At 73.3% G+C, this 14,688-nt stretch carries 16 protein-coding genes and 1 riboswitch; of the genes, 6 read left to right on the forward strand and 10 right to left on the reverse strand.

Annotated features, from left to right (window positions below; translation table 11 throughout):
• Window positions 1-46: 46 nt before the first annotated feature.
• Entirely contained in the window at window positions 47-454 is a 408-nt protein-coding gene (locus tag ACLQ27_RS19580; RefSeq protein ID WP_234589221.1) for a hypothetical protein, read from the reverse strand.
• A gap of 137 nt (window positions 455-591) precedes the next feature.
• Entirely contained in the window at window positions 592-732 is a 141-nt protein-coding gene (locus ACLQ27_RS19585) for a hypothetical protein (RefSeq protein WP_234589220.1), read from the reverse strand.
• Between the two features lie 401 nt (window positions 733-1,133).
• On the opposite strand from ACLQ27_RS19585, the gene ACLQ27_RS19590 reads away from it, so the two are divergent.
• Window positions 1,134-1,496: an STAS domain-containing protein gene (locus tag ACLQ27_RS19590; protein ID WP_007463546.1), complete on the forward strand. Its 363-nt coding sequence runs from the start codon at window positions 1,134-1,136 to the stop codon at window positions 1,494-1,496.
• A 10-nt stretch (window positions 1,497-1,506) separates the two neighbouring features.
• On the opposite strand, the gene surE is transcribed toward ACLQ27_RS19590, so the two are convergent.
• Together surE and ACLQ27_RS19600 are read right to left on the reverse strand one after the other, a co-directional pair.
• The gene (gene surE, locus ACLQ27_RS19595) at window positions 1,507-2,334 is read right to left on the reverse strand and encodes a 5'/3'-nucleotidase SurE (protein WP_357575120.1); all 828 of its coding nucleotides are present in this window, start codon (window positions 2,332-2,334) and stop codon (window positions 1,507-1,509) included.
• Entirely contained in the window at window positions 2,331-3,308 is a 978-nt protein-coding gene (locus ACLQ27_RS19600; RefSeq protein ID WP_357496467.1) for a 1-phosphofructokinase family hexose kinase, read from the reverse strand. The genes surE and ACLQ27_RS19600 overlap by 4 nt, the downstream gene beginning before the upstream one ends.
• Window positions 3,309-3,479: 171 nt before the next feature.
• On the opposite strand from ACLQ27_RS19600, the gene ACLQ27_RS19605 reads away from it, so the two are divergent.
• Window positions 3,480-3,932, forward strand: a complete 453-nt coding sequence (locus ACLQ27_RS19605; protein ID WP_234589216.1) for an SRPBCC family protein — start codon at window positions 3,480-3,482, stop codon at window positions 3,930-3,932.
• A 472-nt stretch (window positions 3,933-4,404) separates the two neighbouring features.
• Here ACLQ27_RS19605 and ACLQ27_RS19610 read toward each other — a convergent pair whose 3' ends face one another.
• From ACLQ27_RS19610 to ACLQ27_RS19630, 5 genes are all read right to left on the reverse strand, one after another.
• Entirely contained in the window at window positions 4,405-4,953 is a 549-nt protein-coding gene (locus ACLQ27_RS19610; protein WP_357496470.1) for a hypothetical protein, read from the reverse strand.
• Window positions 4,954-5,074: 121 nt separating this feature from the next.
• On the reverse strand, window positions 5,075-6,142 hold the full coding sequence (locus ACLQ27_RS19615) for a coiled-coil domain-containing protein (RefSeq protein ID WP_425868007.1): 1,068 nt from the start codon (window positions 6,140-6,142) through the stop codon (window positions 5,075-5,077).
• Window positions 6,143-6,147: 5 nt separating this feature from the next.
• Window positions 6,148-6,279: riboswitch (cyclic di-AMP (ydaO/yuaA leader) on the reverse strand.
• Between the two features lie 141 nt (window positions 6,280-6,420).
• On the reverse strand, window positions 6,421-7,338 hold the full coding sequence (locus ACLQ27_RS19620; protein WP_234589214.1) for a cation diffusion facilitator family transporter: 918 nt from the start codon (window positions 7,336-7,338) through the stop codon (window positions 6,421-6,423).
• Between the two features lie 107 nt (window positions 7,339-7,445).
• Window positions 7,446-9,563, reverse strand: a complete 2,118-nt coding sequence (locus ACLQ27_RS19625) for a HelD family protein (RefSeq protein WP_357496472.1) — start codon at window positions 9,561-9,563, stop codon at window positions 7,446-7,448.
• 107 nt (window positions 9,564-9,670) lie between these two features.
• Window positions 9,671-10,615 (reverse strand): alpha/beta fold hydrolase, encoded by a 945-nt coding sequence (locus tag ACLQ27_RS19630; protein WP_357496474.1) that lies wholly within the window; start codon window positions 10,613-10,615, stop codon window positions 9,671-9,673.
• Between the two features lie 147 nt (window positions 10,616-10,762).
• Here ACLQ27_RS19630 and ACLQ27_RS19635 point away from each other — a divergent pair, with 147 nt between their 5' ends.
• Window positions 10,763-11,383 (forward strand): carbonic anhydrase, encoded by a 621-nt coding sequence (locus tag ACLQ27_RS19635; RefSeq protein ID WP_357496477.1) that lies wholly within the window; start codon window positions 10,763-10,765, stop codon window positions 11,381-11,383.
• A gap of 70 nt (window positions 11,384-11,453) precedes the next feature.
• Here the strand turns inward: ACLQ27_RS19635 and ACLQ27_RS19640 are convergent, their stop codons facing one another.
• On the reverse strand, window positions 11,454-11,783 hold the full coding sequence (locus ACLQ27_RS19640) for a hypothetical protein (RefSeq protein WP_007463527.1): 330 nt from the start codon (window positions 11,781-11,783) through the stop codon (window positions 11,454-11,456).
• 309 nt (window positions 11,784-12,092) lie between these two features.
• On the opposite strand from ACLQ27_RS19640, the gene ACLQ27_RS19645 reads away from it, so the two are divergent.
• From ACLQ27_RS19645 to ACLQ27_RS19655, 3 genes are all read left to right on the forward strand, one after another.
• Complete coding sequence (locus tag ACLQ27_RS19645) at window positions 12,093-12,584, forward strand: DUF3145 domain-containing protein (RefSeq protein WP_007463525.1); 492 nt, start codon at window positions 12,093-12,095, stop codon at window positions 12,582-12,584.
• 93 nt (window positions 12,585-12,677) lie between these two features.
• Window positions 12,678-14,402, forward strand: a complete 1,725-nt coding sequence (locus ACLQ27_RS19650; RefSeq protein WP_357575122.1) for a glycoside hydrolase family 3 protein — start codon at window positions 12,678-12,680, stop codon at window positions 14,400-14,402.
• Window positions 14,403-14,468: 66 nt separating this feature from the next.
• Window positions 14,469-14,687, forward strand: coding sequence for a hypothetical protein (locus ACLQ27_RS19655; protein ID WP_234589209.1), 219 nt, complete (start codon window positions 14,469-14,471; stop codon window positions 14,685-14,687).
• Window position 14,688 lies beyond the last annotated feature (1 nt).

Consider the following 14,688-nt stretch of genomic DNA (forward strand, 5'->3'; position numbering starts at 1 on the left):
CCCCGTCGACCAGAAGGTCGGCGGGGCCCGTTCGGGTTGTCGGGAGCTAGTCGTCCAGGCCGACGGGGGAGTTGGGGCGGTCGACGTCGACGAACTCGACGTCGTCCACCGCGCGGTCGTCCCGGCTGCCGGCGGCACGGGCAGCGGAGCCGACGGCCCAGCCGACCGCCGCGCCGACCAGCGCGGCCCCGATCAGGAGCGTCCACGGCAGCGCCGGCTGGCGCCCGGCGAGCGCGTCGAAGGCGCGCGAGGCCCGACGACGGGCCTCCTCCGCCGCGGAGCCGACCAGGTCACCCGCCCCGTCGGCGAGATCGCCGCTGCTGCGACGGGCCGAACGGGCGGTGTCCCGGACACTGTCGCCTGCGGAGCTGACGGCGGAGAGCAGGTGCTCCCACGCCTGGTCCGCGATCCGCTCCGGCTTGCTGCGCCGGTCCAGCAGGTTGGTTCCGAACATCGTGGTTACCTCCTCGGGTGCCGAAGCCGCCGGCCACTTCGGACCTCGGCGTCTGTCCAGCGCGGCAGGTTTCGCTGATGTCGCAGTGCCCCGGGCCGGTCGGGCGCAAACCCGGTCGGCCGCGGCTCACCGGATCGTCAGCGCACCGCCACCACGGCCGCGCCGCGGGCGAAGTCGTCATCGTCGTCGTCATCGTCGTCCCCGCCGCCGAAACCGCAGGCCAGCACGAGGGCGAGCAGCACGCCGACTCCGGCCAGCCCGGCCAGTCGCTTGATCATCGAAGGTCCTCTCCGTCACGGTGGGTGTCCCGGGGCTGATGCTAGGTGGCGTCGGCAACCGCCCGACGGGATCGGACCTGACGCGTTCGCGGGACCCGGACACGACACGCCGGTCCCAGTCGGTGCCGGCGTACGGGGTGGGTCGGTTGTCGGGCGTGTCGGGTCGCGCCCGCTACCCTGGTCCGGCGACGCGTCGGTTCCGACCGATCGTGGAGTGGTCAGATAACGAAAAGTATTGGTTGATCAGATACCGAAAAGTGGGGATATGGGCGACTTTGTGCGCCCGGATCCGTGAATTGCTCATCCCGAGGGGTGGCGACCGAGGCCGTCGGAGGAATACTCTCGGTCGCGGCCCGCGTACTGATGAGACGCCCGGGGGACGGGCGGGTGGAGGTGCTCGCGTGAGCCTGTCGATCGTGAAGTCGGTCCTGTCCGGTGGTGTCGTGGAGATCGCCCCCCGGGGCGAGATCGACGTCGACACAGCGTACGAGGTGCGTGAAGCGATTGCGGAGGTGCTGGCCAAGAGCCGCCCGCTCCGCATCGAGCTGAACATGAGGCTGGTCACCTTCATCGACTCGGTCGGCATCAGCGCCATGGTCGCCGGCTTCCAGACCGCCGAGGTCAGCGGCGTCAAGCTGGTGGTCACCGAGCCCAGCCGGTTCGTGCACCGTCAACTCTGGGTGACCGGTCTGCTCGGTCTCTTCGGCGCACCGGAGCCCTACTTCGCCGGGGCCGCCACCCCCGAGGTGCTTCCGGGCGCCTGAGCGCCGGCCGTCAGGGTTGCTCGTCCAGACCGATCAGGTCCACGTCGGTCACCTCGGTGACCGCCCGGATGGCCGTCACCGACGCGTACCCGGCGGCCAGCAACGCCAGGTCCGTCCCGGGCTGCGCGGCCTGGCCGGGCTCCTCCAGCGCAGTACGCACGAAGCCGTGCCCCGACTCGGCCACCGTCATCTGCACCTGACCGAAGCTGGCCAGGGAGCCGCGACGTACCCCGCGCAACTGTCCGTGCGGCAGGTCGGGTGCGTTGACGTTGAGCACGCTCTCCGGCGGCGCGGCGGTCAACCGGGGGAGCAGGTCCAGGGCGACCCGCGCGGCGGTGTCCCAGTGCCGTTCGGCGTCGCGTACCCGGGCTGCGGCGTCCACCGCGGCCCCGCCGCTGCCGGCCGTCGCCTCGCCCGCGGAGAGCACGTCCAGTGAGACGGCCATCGCCCGGCACCCGTTCGAGGCGGCGGTGAAGGCGGCGCCCACCGTGCCGGAGTGCAGCACGGCGCGGCCGGCGTTGGCGCCCCGGTTGATGCCCGACAGCACGACCGTCGGCGGCGGGCCGAACGCGCCGTGCAGCGCGATCAGCGTGATGAAGCCGGGCGAGCCGGCGACCCCGTACGCCGGCACACCCGCCAGGTCGGGCAGCGGATGGTCGTGCACCACCACGCGTCCGTCCCGTTCCACAGCGCTCATCGCGGCGCTGGCGCCACTGGCTTCCTCCCGCGGCGCCGCGACCACCACGTCCAGGCCCCGCTGGGCGGCGGCCAGCGCCAACGCCCGGATGCCCGGCGCGGCGATCCCGTCGTCGTTGGTGACGAGCACCCGCAGCGTCATCGCTCGACCACCCGGTCGGCCAGTTCGTCGGGGGTGGTCCGCTCCTGCTGTCGGCTGTCCGCCGGGACCAGTTGGACCCGCTCCACCAGTCCGGTGATCGAGTCCAGCCGTCCGGTGCCCAGCCCGTGCCGGGTCACGTTCAGCGCTCCGGCCGCGGCGCCGGTGCGGATGGCGGTCCGGATGTCGCCACCACTGGCGATCACGGCCGCCACCCCGGCGGTCATCGAGTCGCCCGCACCACGCGGATCGGCGGCCTCCAGCCGGGGCATCCGCACCTCGAAGAGTTCCCCGTCGATGAGCGCCAGCGCCGGCTGGTCGGCTCGGCTCACCACCACCGTCTCGGCGCCGGCGGCGTGCAGGTCGTACATCGCTCGGGTCAGCTCGGGGCCATCTGCACTGCGGGCGCGACCGTCCCGGATCAGCTCCTCGTGACTCACCTTGAGAAAGAACACGCCGCTGTCCAGTACGGCGCCCAGGTGATCGCCCGACAGGTCGACCACCACGCGGCTGCCGTTGGCGCCGAGGTCGGCGGCGAAGCGGCGGTACAGGTCGGCCGGGACGAGCCACGGCGCGTTCGGACCACTGAGGACGCTCACGTCGGCGCGCAGTCCCTCGCCGAGTGCCAGGTTGTACAACTCGTCCAGCTCGTGGCGGCTCAGTCGGTCCCCGGGGACGTCCACGACCTCCTGTCGGGATCCGCCCCGCCGGTCGTGCACGTACCCGCCGCTGCCGGAGTCGCGCACCACCACCTTCAGGTCCACCCCCTCGCTGACCAGCAGCGGCTCCAGCACCTGACCGATCTCGCCACCGAGCGCGGCGCAGAGCACCACGTGGACCCCGAGCGACAGCACCATGCGGGCCTGCCAGACGCCCTGGCCGCCGGGGTGCAGGTGCAGTTCGGGCTGGTCGTTCGGCTGGTCCACGGTCACCGTCAGCTGTGGGGTGGGCGCGAAGACCATCACGTGCCCGCTCACCGGTCGTCACCGAACATGCGTCCACCCTTCGTCGCAACCGGTGATTTCCTATCAGCCGACCGTAATCGGAACGCTGCGCGAATACCGGGACAACGCACGGTGTCCGTCCGGGCGTTGCCAGCGTGCGCCGGGTACGGGACGATCGTGCGACCAGCGACGTCGGGAGACGGTGTGCTCAGCAGCGACAGCTTCAGCTACACCGTCCAGGCCCGCTGCTCACTCGCCGAGGCTGCGGCGTTGTTGAGCGACCTGACCCGCCAGGGCGACCTGCACCCCCTGATCGTCCGGGTCCGCCGGGTGCGGCCCCGTCCGGGCGCGCAGGCCAGCTACACGATCAACGACAGGCTGGCGGTGGGGCCGTTGCGCTTTCGCACCACCTACCAGGCGGATGTGCTGATCTGCGAGCCGGACGAGATCGTCACGGTGGCCCGCCAGTGGCCGGCCACCACCGTCCGCAACCACACGCGGCTGCGCGCCGAGCCGGACGGGCTGGTCCGGATCGACGTCGACATCACCCTGCGCGCGCCGACACCCCTGTTCCGGTACGCCTTCGGCCAGGCCCGCGCCGCCCACCTCGCCCTGGCCACCCGCCTCGGCGCGGCCCTCGACCGCCCCGCGCCCTGAGCCCGCGACCCGTCGAGGCCGCCTGATAGCCGCGACGCCAGCGCAGCCGGGACCGTCCGGTTCGGCGCAACGCAAGGCGGCCCGGCCTGGCGCGGCCCGGCCCGGCCTGGCGCGGCCCGGCCCGGCCTGGCGTGATGTGGCCCGGCCTGGCGTGACGTGGCCCGGCCTGGCGTGACGTGGCCTGGCGTGACGTGGCCCGGCCTGGCCTGGCATGACGCGGCCCGGACTGGCGCAACGCGGCCTGGCCTGGCGCAACCCGGCTCGACCCGGCCTGGCCCGACCCGGCGACCGGATGCGTGAGCGTGGTCCTTTGCTCTGCTTCAGCGGAGTCGACAGGCGAGGGCCATCCGTGTTGCCTCCGCTGAAGCAGAGCAAAGGACGTGCGCACCCCCTTGGCACCCGGCGCGCGGCCGTCGTGATCAGGCTCGTACCTCGCCCGTCCCCGGCGTCATCGCGATGGTGACGGCGTTGGTCACCCCGTCATCGCGCGATCATGCCCGGTGCTGGCGGCGCGAGGAGCCTGCGTCGCGGCTCGTGCGGTCCCGGGGCGGCGAGGTCGCGCGGGTCGGCGTCCCCAGGGCTTGTACGTGGAGAGCACTGTCGCGATGATCATGAGGCTGGTCGACACCGCGGGCGCGATCACCAGGTCGGCGCGGTCCCGGGCGGGCAGGGCGGCGCCCAGCGCGCTCGCGTGCCGCAGGTTCGGGGTGAGCAGGAACAGCACCAGCCCGACCATCACCGTGGTGATCACCAGCTTGACCAGCACCCACCGGTAGCGCACCAGGCCCCACGGGGTGAGCAGCGCGCTGGCGACGCCGACGAGCCAGACGAGCACGCTCAGCGGCGCGAACAGCACCGTGCCGACGAGCCCGGCGACCGGGTAGACCACTGCCGGGTCGGCGCCGCGCTGTGCCGCGATGCCGAGGGTGAGCAGCACCAGGTCGGCTCCGAGCCAACCGAGCGAGGTGATGAGGTGCAGGGTGAGCAGCGCCTTGCGGGTGGCGGGCGGTATTCGCGGCATACCCGAATGCTGCCGGCCCGGCCCGGCCGGGTCGTCCGACCGCCGGCGACGTCCGGGGTACGTCCGCTGACGTACCCGGGGCCGGCGCACCCGCTCGACGGTGCGCCGGCCACCGACAGGGTCAGTACACCGACAGGTGTACGTGGTTGGTGTGGTCGCTGGAGGGGTCGCCGTTCCCCCCGCTGTACGACTTCCACCCGCTGCTGGGCAGCCAGATCTGCCTGTACCAGATCACGTAGAGCACGGCGAGCCGGTCGGAGTTGCGGATGAAGTAGGCGGCCAAGTTGCTGCCGTACGTCTTGTCGCCGCCGGTGGCGTCCCCGCCGAAGCCGCCCTTCTGCGCGGCGAAGTCACAGGCCCGACCCTTCGGGTGTTCGCCCGAGCCGCCCGAGCGGTGACAGGAGACGTACCGGGTGAAGCCGGCGGCCTTCGCCTGGTTGAGGGCGTGCAGGGTGCGGGGGGTGATGCAGCCGCTGGCCGGGGTGGGGTCGTTGATGCTGCACGACTCGGACGGCCAGGAGCCGTCGGAGTTGCGCGGCGCGGGCTGGGCGTTGGCGGTGGAGGTGCCCCGGTTGGAGCTGGTGTCGGCGGCGGTGGTGCGCGGCTTGCTGGTGGCCACCGTCAGGGCCCGTTCGGCCTGCTCCTTGCGCTTGGCCATCACCTCGACCTGCTTGCGCTGCTCGCGGATCTCGCCGTCCAGGGCGGTGCGGGTGCGGTTGGCCTCGTCCCGGGTGGCGTGCAGGTCGCGCAGCACCCGGTCCTCGTTGGCGGCCACCACGTCCAGCGCGGCCGCCCGGTCCATGAAGCCCTCGGGGGTGTTGGTGTTGAGCAGCGCCGAGACGGTGCTGAGCCGGCCGGTGCGGTAGGCCACGCCGGCGATCTCGCCGACCTTGCCGTTGCGCACGGTCATCTCGGCCTCGGTGGTCTTCAGCTTTGCCGCGAGTTGCTGCTGTCGCTGGACGGAGGTGTCCAGGGCGCGCTTCGCGTCCAGGTAGCCCTTGCTGGCGGCCTCCAGTTGGGCCCGCAGCGCGGGGGTGCCGCCCTCCTCGTCGCCGTCGGGTGCCGCGGCGGCCCGCAGGCCGCCGGGGGGAGCGGCGGTGGCGGCGCCCACCGGGAGGGCGACGCCGAGGGTGACCATCATGACGATCAGTGCCGCGAGTCGGGCGGCGGGTGGTCGTGCTGGTGCCACTACGCATGTCCTTCCGTCAGCCGCCGACCGGGTTAGCTGACGGGTTCGGGACGGAAGATCCCTACCGCTGACGCGGATGCACCCCAGGAACATGGTTCCCCGGTTCACCCTCTCGGGTGATTAGGCGGCGGCCGCCACCGGCGCCGGGAGGGCGCCGCCGGGTGGTGGCCGGGGACGAGCCTACCGGTGCAGGTGGGGCGTGTGCAGTCGATGTGACGGAAGGTGTCCGCGCCACCACCCAAAATGACTGCTGAACGGTCATTTCGTCAGGTAAGGGATCACCACTCGATCGAACCGCAGGCGTCCGGGGCGGCGCCGGGCTCGATCTGGAGCGTGGCGTGCTCGATGCGGAAGTCCTCCCGCAGGGCGCTGCGCGCCGCGGTGAGCACCGCGCCGACCTCCCCGCCGGGCGCCATGATCAGGTGTGCGGAGGCCACCTCCATGCCCGAGGTGAGCGTCCAGACGTGCAGGTCGTGCACCTCGACGACGCCGGGCACCGCGGCCAGTCGGTCGTGCACTGCGGTGACCTGGAGGTGTTCCGGGGCGGCCTGCACCAGGATGCGGACGGCGGCGCGGCCCAGCCGCCAGGTGCGCGGCAGGATGAACACGCCGATGGCGACCGCTACCAACGGGTCGGCCCACCACCACTCGGTGACCGCGATGAGCAGCGCCGCGCCGATCACGCCGAGCGAGCCGAGCAGATCGCCGAGCACCTCCAGGTAGGCGCCCTGGAGGTTGATGCTCTCCCGGGCGCCGGCGCGCAGCAGCGCGAACGCGACCACGTTGGCGAGCAGGCCGAGGACGGCCACCGCGAGCATCGGGCCGGTCAGCACCTCGTGGGGGTCGCCGAACCGCCCGATCGCCTCGATCAGCACGTAGACCGCCACGCCGGAGAGCAGGACGGCGTTGGCCAGGGCGGCGAGCACCTCGAGGCGGTAGAGCCCGAAGGTGCGCTGCGGGTCGCCGGTGGCCCGCCGGGTGGCGGTGATCGCGGCGAGCGCCATCCCGATGCCCAGCACGTCGGTGAACATGTGCCCGGCGTCGGAGAGCAGGGCGAGCGAGCCGGTGTGGAAGGCGGTCACGCCCTCGACCACCATCAGGGTGGCGAGCAGCCCGAACGCGGCCCAGAGTCGGCCCCGGTGCTGGTGGGCGGCGTTGGCGACCGACCCGTGGTGGTGGTCATGACCTGCTCCCACGAGATCCACCCTCCTTCGCCACCCGGGACCCGGTCAAATGTATGCTCACATCGCTATGTATGCAACTGTACGGGGAGGGTCCACCCGCCGACCCCGCAACCCGCAGGTCAGCCGGTCGGGTCGATGGTGGTGAGCCGCTGAGTGGCCCGCGAGAGCGCCACGTAGAGCGTGCGTACGCCGGAGCCCGGATCGGCCCGGATCTCGCTCGGGGCGACCAGCACCACAGCGTCGTACTCCATGCCCTTCGCCTCCAGGCTGGTCACCACCTGCAGCCGCGCCGCGCCGAGTGAGCCGAGCCAACCGGCGACCTCGTCGCGACGGGTGACCGGCGTGATCACCCCGACCGTGCCGTCCACCTCGGCCAGCAGGCCGGAGGCCGCCTCCACGACCGCGGTCTCCAAGCCGGCCGGCGGCACCACCAGCTCGACCGGGTCGACCCCGGTGGAGCGGACGGCGGTCGGCAGCGACAGGTCCGGGTAGAGCCGGCGGATCTCCGCCGCCGCCACCGCGAAGATCTCCGCCGAGTTGCGGTAGTTGGTGGTGAGCGTGAAATCGTGCCGCTTGCGCCGGCCCAGCGCCTGGTCCCGGGCGCGGGTCAGCTCCTCGGGATCACCCGTCCACGCGGTCTGCGCCGGGTCGCCCACGACGGTCCAGGAGGCCAGACGGCCCCGCCGCCCGACCATCCGCCACTGCATCGGCGAGACGTCCTGCGCCTCGTCCACCACCACGTGCGCGTACTCCCGGTAGTCCTCGGGACGCTCCCGGGCCGCCGCGCGGGCGGCCCGCTGCCGGTCGCTGGCGGTGCTCAGCTCGCGTACGCCCCCAGCGAGCTGGAACGGATCGCGCCGGGCTCGCGCCGGCTGCATGGGCTTGCCGAGCAGCGCGTCCAACTCGTCCAGCAGCGCCACGTCCGCGATGGTCAGACCCGCGGTCTCCAGGCTCTGGTACGCGGTGGTGAGCAGCCTGATCTCCGCGCCGGAGAGGATCCCGCCGGCGTACCGACGCAGCCGGTCCGGGCGAGCCAGCCAGCCGAGCACGTGCCGGGGGTGCAGGCGCGGCCACCACGCCTTGAGGAACTCCCGGAACTCCGGCCGCTCGGCGATCTCGCCCTCGAAGGCCCGCTGCTCCGGCAGCCGGGTGATGCCCACCGCGCGGGCCTGCGCCCAGAGCGCGGCGAACACACCGTCGAAGCCGGCCCGGCGTGCCTCGTTGCGCCGGGCGCCACGGTGCAGCGCGCGGTCCCGGATCCGGTCCAGCTCGGCCCGGTCCAGCCGCAGCAGCGTGCCCCGGTAGAGCAGCCGCAGCTCACCCGGGCCGCCCGGCACCGCGTCGCGGGCGGCGCGCTCCAGCACCCGGCGCATCCGCAGTGAGCCCTTCACCGCCGCCACCTCGGGCGGGTCGGTGCGGGTGGCGGTCATCCCGGGAAAGAGGGTGCCCAGCGAGTGCAGGGTGGCCGTGTCCTCGCCGAGCGAGGGCAGCACCGAGGCGATGTACTCGACGAAGACTGTGGACGGCCCGACCACCAGGATTCCCCCGCCGGCGTACCGGCTGCGGTCGGAGTAGAGCAGGAAGGCCGCCCGGTGCAGGGCGACAGCCGTCTTGCCGGTGCCCGGGCCGCCCGCGACGATCGTCACCCCGGAGCCGGGCGACCGGATCGCCTCGTCCTGCTCCCGCTGGATAGTCGCCACGATGTCGCGCATGCCCCGACCGGTGGCCCGGGACAGGGTGGCCAGCAACGCGCCGTCGCCGACCACTGTCATCCCCTCCGGCGCGGCGGTGGGGTCCAGCAGGTCGTCCTCGATCCGGGTCACCCGCTCGGCGCGGGACCCGATCGTGCGGCGACGCACCACGCCCAGCGGCTGCGCGGGGGTGGCCTGGTAGAACGCGGAGGCGGCCGGCGCGCGCCAGTCGACGACAAGCGTCGTGGCGTCCTCGTCGCGGATGCCGAGCCGCCCGACGTGCAGCACCTGCCCCTCGCGCAGGTCCAGGCGGCCGAAGACCAGCCCCTCGTGCTCGGCGTCGAGAGTGTGCCGCCGCTGCGCGGCGTGAAAGACCATCGCGTCGCGCTCGACGAGCGCGCCGAACGTGCCGACCCGCGCCATCCGGTAGCCGTCGCGTTCGGCCCGAACCGCGGACTGGCGCAGCTCGGCCAGTCGGGCGTACACCCGGTCGAGATGCCGTTGCTCGACGGCGATCTCCTGCTCCAGGGCGGTCTGGTCGGTCAACGCACGCTCCTTCGATGTCGCCGGCAAGCGGCGCGAACCGCGCGGGCCAACCGCAGAAGGGTACGGCCCCGGGCCCGGCGCTTCGCGCCCGAGGTGCGCGAACGTGCTCAGCGACGCGTCCCGGTCGCGCTCGCGTCGAGCCCGTCGCGCGCCGGTGCGGCGAGCACCCGATGCAGTACGCCGGTCAGCGCGGCGTTCACCTCGTCCGGGCGTTCCATCATCAGCATGTGTCCGGCGCCCGGACAGACGGTCAGCTCGGTGGCCGGCAGTGCGGCGGCGATCGACTCGGCGCACGGCGGTGGGGTCAGCCGGTCCCGGTCGCCGACCAGGGCGGCGGCCGGCAGGTGGGCCAGCGCGGTGAGGGTGTCCAGCCGGTGCTGGGCGCCGATCGAGGCGCGGAAGCCGCCGATCGAGCGCAGCGAGGCGCGGGCCACCGCTGAGGTCACCAGCCGGATGTCGGAGGGATCGCAGCGGTCGCCGAAGAGCATCCACCGGATGCTCGGTTGCAGCGCGTTCAGCAGCGCCCGGGGCGCGCGCCACGAGCCGCACCGGGCCAGGACACCGGCGCCCGTCGTCTCGGCGAGCCGGATCAGCCGGGCGATGCGCGGCGAGAGCCCGTAGACGGTGTGCGTGTGCCCCTCGGCGGTGGTGGAGACGAAGACCAGGCCGGCCGTACGGGCGGCGAAATGGTCGGGGTGGCGGTGCGCGTACTCCATGATCGTCATTCCGCCCATCGAGTGCCCGACCAGGATCACCTGACCGCTGGGCGCGACCGCGTCGAGAACGGCCGCCAGATCGTCGCCGAGCTGGGCCAGGGTGGCGGTGGGCAGCGCCATGCAGCTGGACCGGCCGTGGCCGCGCGCGTCGTAGGCGACCACCCGCACCGCGTCGCCGGACGAGGTGGTGAGCGCGTCCACCTGCCGGTGCCAGCTGCGCCCGTCCAGCGTCCAGCCGTGCAGCAGGACGGCAGTGACCGGGGCGTCCGCGGGCCCCGTGACCTCCACGTGCAGCCGTACGCCGTCGGGCATACCGACCTCGAACCGCTCCGGCATCGCCACCTCCCCGGGCCGCCCCGGCATCACCAGCACCGGATTACCCGGCGGTAACACCGGCTACCCGCCGGAACACCCCGCCAATCGCGCCCGGCGAACATTCCCGACCCCGCCCGTGGCCGCGGCCCGCGGGCCAAGCTGAACGGCATGGAGGTGGCGGGACAGGGGCGGCAGGCCGGCGGTACGCCCCGCGCCGCGCTGGCCGAGCTGCTCGCCGGCAACCGGCGGTTCATCAGCGGCCAACCCGTGCACGGCCACGACGTCACCGCCGCGGCGGCCGCCTCCGGGGACCAGCAGCCGTACGCGGTGGTGCTCGGCTGCATCGACTCGCGGGTGCCGCTGGAGGCGATCTTCGACCAGACCTTCGGCGCGATCTGCGTGATCCGTACCGGTGGGCACGTGCTCGACCGTGCGGTGCGCGGCTCCATCGAGTACGTGGTGGGTCAGCTCGGCGTGCCGTTGGTGCTGGTGCTCGGGCACGAGCGGTGCGGGGCGGTGGGAGCGACGGTGGACGCGCTGCGCTCGGGGGAGCGGCCCGGCGGTTCGCTCGCCCACCTGGTCGACGAGATCGCTCCGGCGGTCACCGAGGTCGGGCTCGATGATCCGGCGGTGCATCCCCTGGCGATCCGCCGGCACGTGCGGCGTACGGTCCACGCGTTGCGCGCGGACGACCTGCTGGTCGGCCCGGTCGCGGCCGGTCGCGTGGCGGTGGTGGGTGGCCTCTACGACCTGCGCACCGGCGAGGTCGCCCTGCTCGACCCCACCTGAGTGCCGAACGCGAAACCGCCCGCCGGGAACTCCCGGCGGGCGGTTTGCTGGTGCTGTGGTGGGGGAGGGCTCAGCCCTCGAAGACGCCGGCCGCGACCAGGCGCTTCTCGGTGGCCTCCCAGCCGTCGTTCGGGTGAACGGCAGCCAGGTTGTTGATCTCCGCCCGGATCTTGGCGGCGTGGCCGGCGGCGGCCAGCACCCGGATCTCCTCGACGAAGGCGTCGGAGTCGGTGCGCAGGTGCGCGGTCTTGCCGTTGGTCAGGTTGCGCACGTAGGCGTGCTTGCCGCCGTTGAGCGGGATGAGGTACTTGAACTCGCCCAGCACGCTGAGGGCGCCACCCTGGCCAGCCTGGCCGGCCCGGACGGACGCGCGCGCGGTCTTAGAGGTGTTGCTCGCCACGGAGGTACTCCTTGCAAGACGTACGGGAGGACTGGAACGTCCGGGGGCTGTGTGCGGGCCACCACCGGGGTCGACCCACGAAGTTGTGCGCGGCACAAGCCGCCGATGGAACTGTACAGGACCACGACATCAGGCTGGTCGTCGCGGTGTCCTGAGAGGCAACGGAGACCACCCGTCCGGCTATTCCGGCCGGCGAATTTTCCGATTCTCTGGCGCACCATCCGTCACACGGGTAATCATGTGTTGCACGAGCCACTCTGGTGGACGAGGTCGTAGGGGAAGACGCACCTCGCTCTCCGGGAGGTCACCGTGCCAACGCGTGGCGTCGTATACGTCCACTCGACCCCGCTCGCCGTGTGCTCGCACGTCGAGTGGGCGATCGCGCGCGTCCTAGCCGCGCCGGTCAACCTGCAGTGGACGGCTCAGCCCGTCGACCCCGGCGCACGCCGGGCCGAGTGCGGGTGGACCGGCCGTCCGGGGACGGGCGCCGAGCTGGCTGCTGCCCTCCGGCAGTGGCCCATGATCCGTTTCGAGGTCACCGAGGAGCCGAGTCCCGGCGCCGACGGTGAGCGCTTCATGTACGTGCCCGCCCGTGGCCTCTTCCGGGCCACTGTCGGGGCGGCCGGCGACATCCAACTCGGCGAGGACCGGCTGCGGGCGCTGATGGCCTCCGCGCGGGCCCCGGAGGCGCTGTCGCACGCCCTCGACAAGGCGCTCGGCACCGCCTGGGACGCTGACCTGGAGCCCTACCGGTACGCCGGGGACGGGGCGCCGGTGACGTTGCTCACCCGGGTGGGCTGACCGCCGGCACCGTCCGCTGGCCAGCCGCTCCCTGGCGCTGCGACCGGTAAGGTCAAGTTGCCCCGATAAGGGGGAAGCTGGTGGGATGGGCGGGTGCCGATTCGCCCGCGACACGCCGGTGTCGCCGTCGCCGCCCTGACCGCCCTGCTCGTCTCCGGCTGCTCCGGCGCCCCGGACCGGCCCGACCCGACGCCCGGTCCGACCGGCGCCTCGGCGGCCCCGAGCGCTCCCGCCGCGACCCCGTCCGACGACCCGGCCGCGCGGGCCGCCGCCCTCGTCGCGACGCTCTCCGACGAGGACCTGGTCGGGCAGGTGCTGATGCCGTACGCGTACGGCGACTCGGCCACGAAGGTCTCGACCGGCTCCGCCGCCGGTAACCAGGCCCTCGCCGGTGTCGACACCCCCGCCGACATGATCGCCAAGTACCGGCTCGGTGGGCTGATCCTGGTCGGCTTCAGCGCCGACGACCCGACCAAGGGCAACCAGGAGACCACCAACGTCGACAACCCCAAGCAGGTCCACGAGCTGACCACCGGGCTGCGGGGCGCCGCCGGGCGGCTGGCCGCCGGCCCGGCGCCCTTCCTGATCGGCACCGACCAGGAGTACGGCGTCGTCACCCGGGTCACCGACGGGGTCACCATCCTGCCCAGCGCGCTCGCCGCCGGTGCGGCCGGCGACCCGAAGCTGACCGAGGCCGCCTGGCGGGCCGCCGGCGCCGAACTCGCCGCGCTGGGCATCAACATCGACTTCGCCCCGGTGGCCGACGTGCTGGCCACCCGCAGCACGGTGATCGGCTCCCGGTCGTACGGGGCCGACCCCAAGCAGGCCGCCGCCCAGGTCGGCGGCGCGGTCCGGGGCCTGCAGGCCAGCGGCGTCGCGGCCACCCTGAAGCACTTCCCGGGGCACGGCCACAGCGCTGACGACTCGCACAAGGACCTGCCGGTGCTCACCCAGTCCGCGGCGGCGTTGCAGAGCGGCGCGTGGCCACCGTTCACCGCCGGGTTCGAGGCCGGCGCGATGGCCGTGATGTCCGGCCACCTGGACGCGCAGGCCATCGACCCGGGCACCCCGGCGACCTTCTCCCACAAGCTGCTCACCGACGTGCTGCGAGGCCAGCTCGGCTTCCAGGGCGTGGTGATCACCGACGGGATGAACATGCCGCCGGCGAAGCGCTGGGCACCCGGCGAGGCCGCCGTCCGGGCGCTGAACGCCGGCAACGACCTGATCCTCATGACCCCGAACGTCGGTCAGGCGTACGACGGGCTGCTCGCCGCCCTGCGCGGAGGTTCGCTGCCCCGGGCCCGGCTGGTCGACGCGGTCACCCGGGTGCTGACCATGAAGTTCCGACTGGCGACGGCCCCCACCGAGCCGATGTCCACGCTGAACACCCCGGCGCACCGGGCGGCGGCGGACGCGCTGGCCGCCGGTGCGGTCACCGTGCTGCGGGGCGCCTGCGGCAAAGCGGTGCACGGGCCCGTGACCGTCACCTCCTCCAATGGCCGCGACGGCACCCGGGCGGCGCTCACCACCGCGTTGACCAAGGCCGGTGTGACCGTGAAGCCGAGCGGCGGGACCGTGGTGCATCTCGTCGGCTACGGCGACGGCGACAGTGACCTGCGCGCCGACGCGGCGGTCACCGTCGCCATGGACACCCCGTACGTGCTGGCCAAGGCCACCTCGCCGACGCTGCTGGCGACGTACTCCTCCAGCCGGGCGTCGATGACCGCCCTGGCCGCCGTGCTGGCCGGTAAGGCCCGCCCGGGTGGTCGGTCCCCGGTGGCGGTGCCCGGCCTGCCTGCCACCACCTGCGGCGCGTGATTCCCCCGGGCCCGCGGGCCGGAAATCGCGTCGCCGGAGAGGGCGTCGACCTGGCAGCCTCGTCGCATGGCAACTCCACAGGGCTTCCGGTACGACAGGCGTGCTGACGGCACGGTGGTGATCACGCATCACGGCCGGGTGGCGGGCAAACTGCGCGGCACCCGGGCGGCGGAGTTCCTCGCCGAGGTCGACGACGACCCGCAGCTGGTGATGGCCCGCTGGACCGGCAACTACCGCCACGGCAACGAACGCACCGCCAGGCAGCATCCCCGCAACCGGGGCTGAA

It is taken from the genome of Micromonospora sp. DT63, from assembly GCF_049841615.1.
Classification (GTDB): Bacteria; Actinomycetota; Actinomycetes; order Mycobacteriales; family Micromonosporaceae; genus Micromonospora.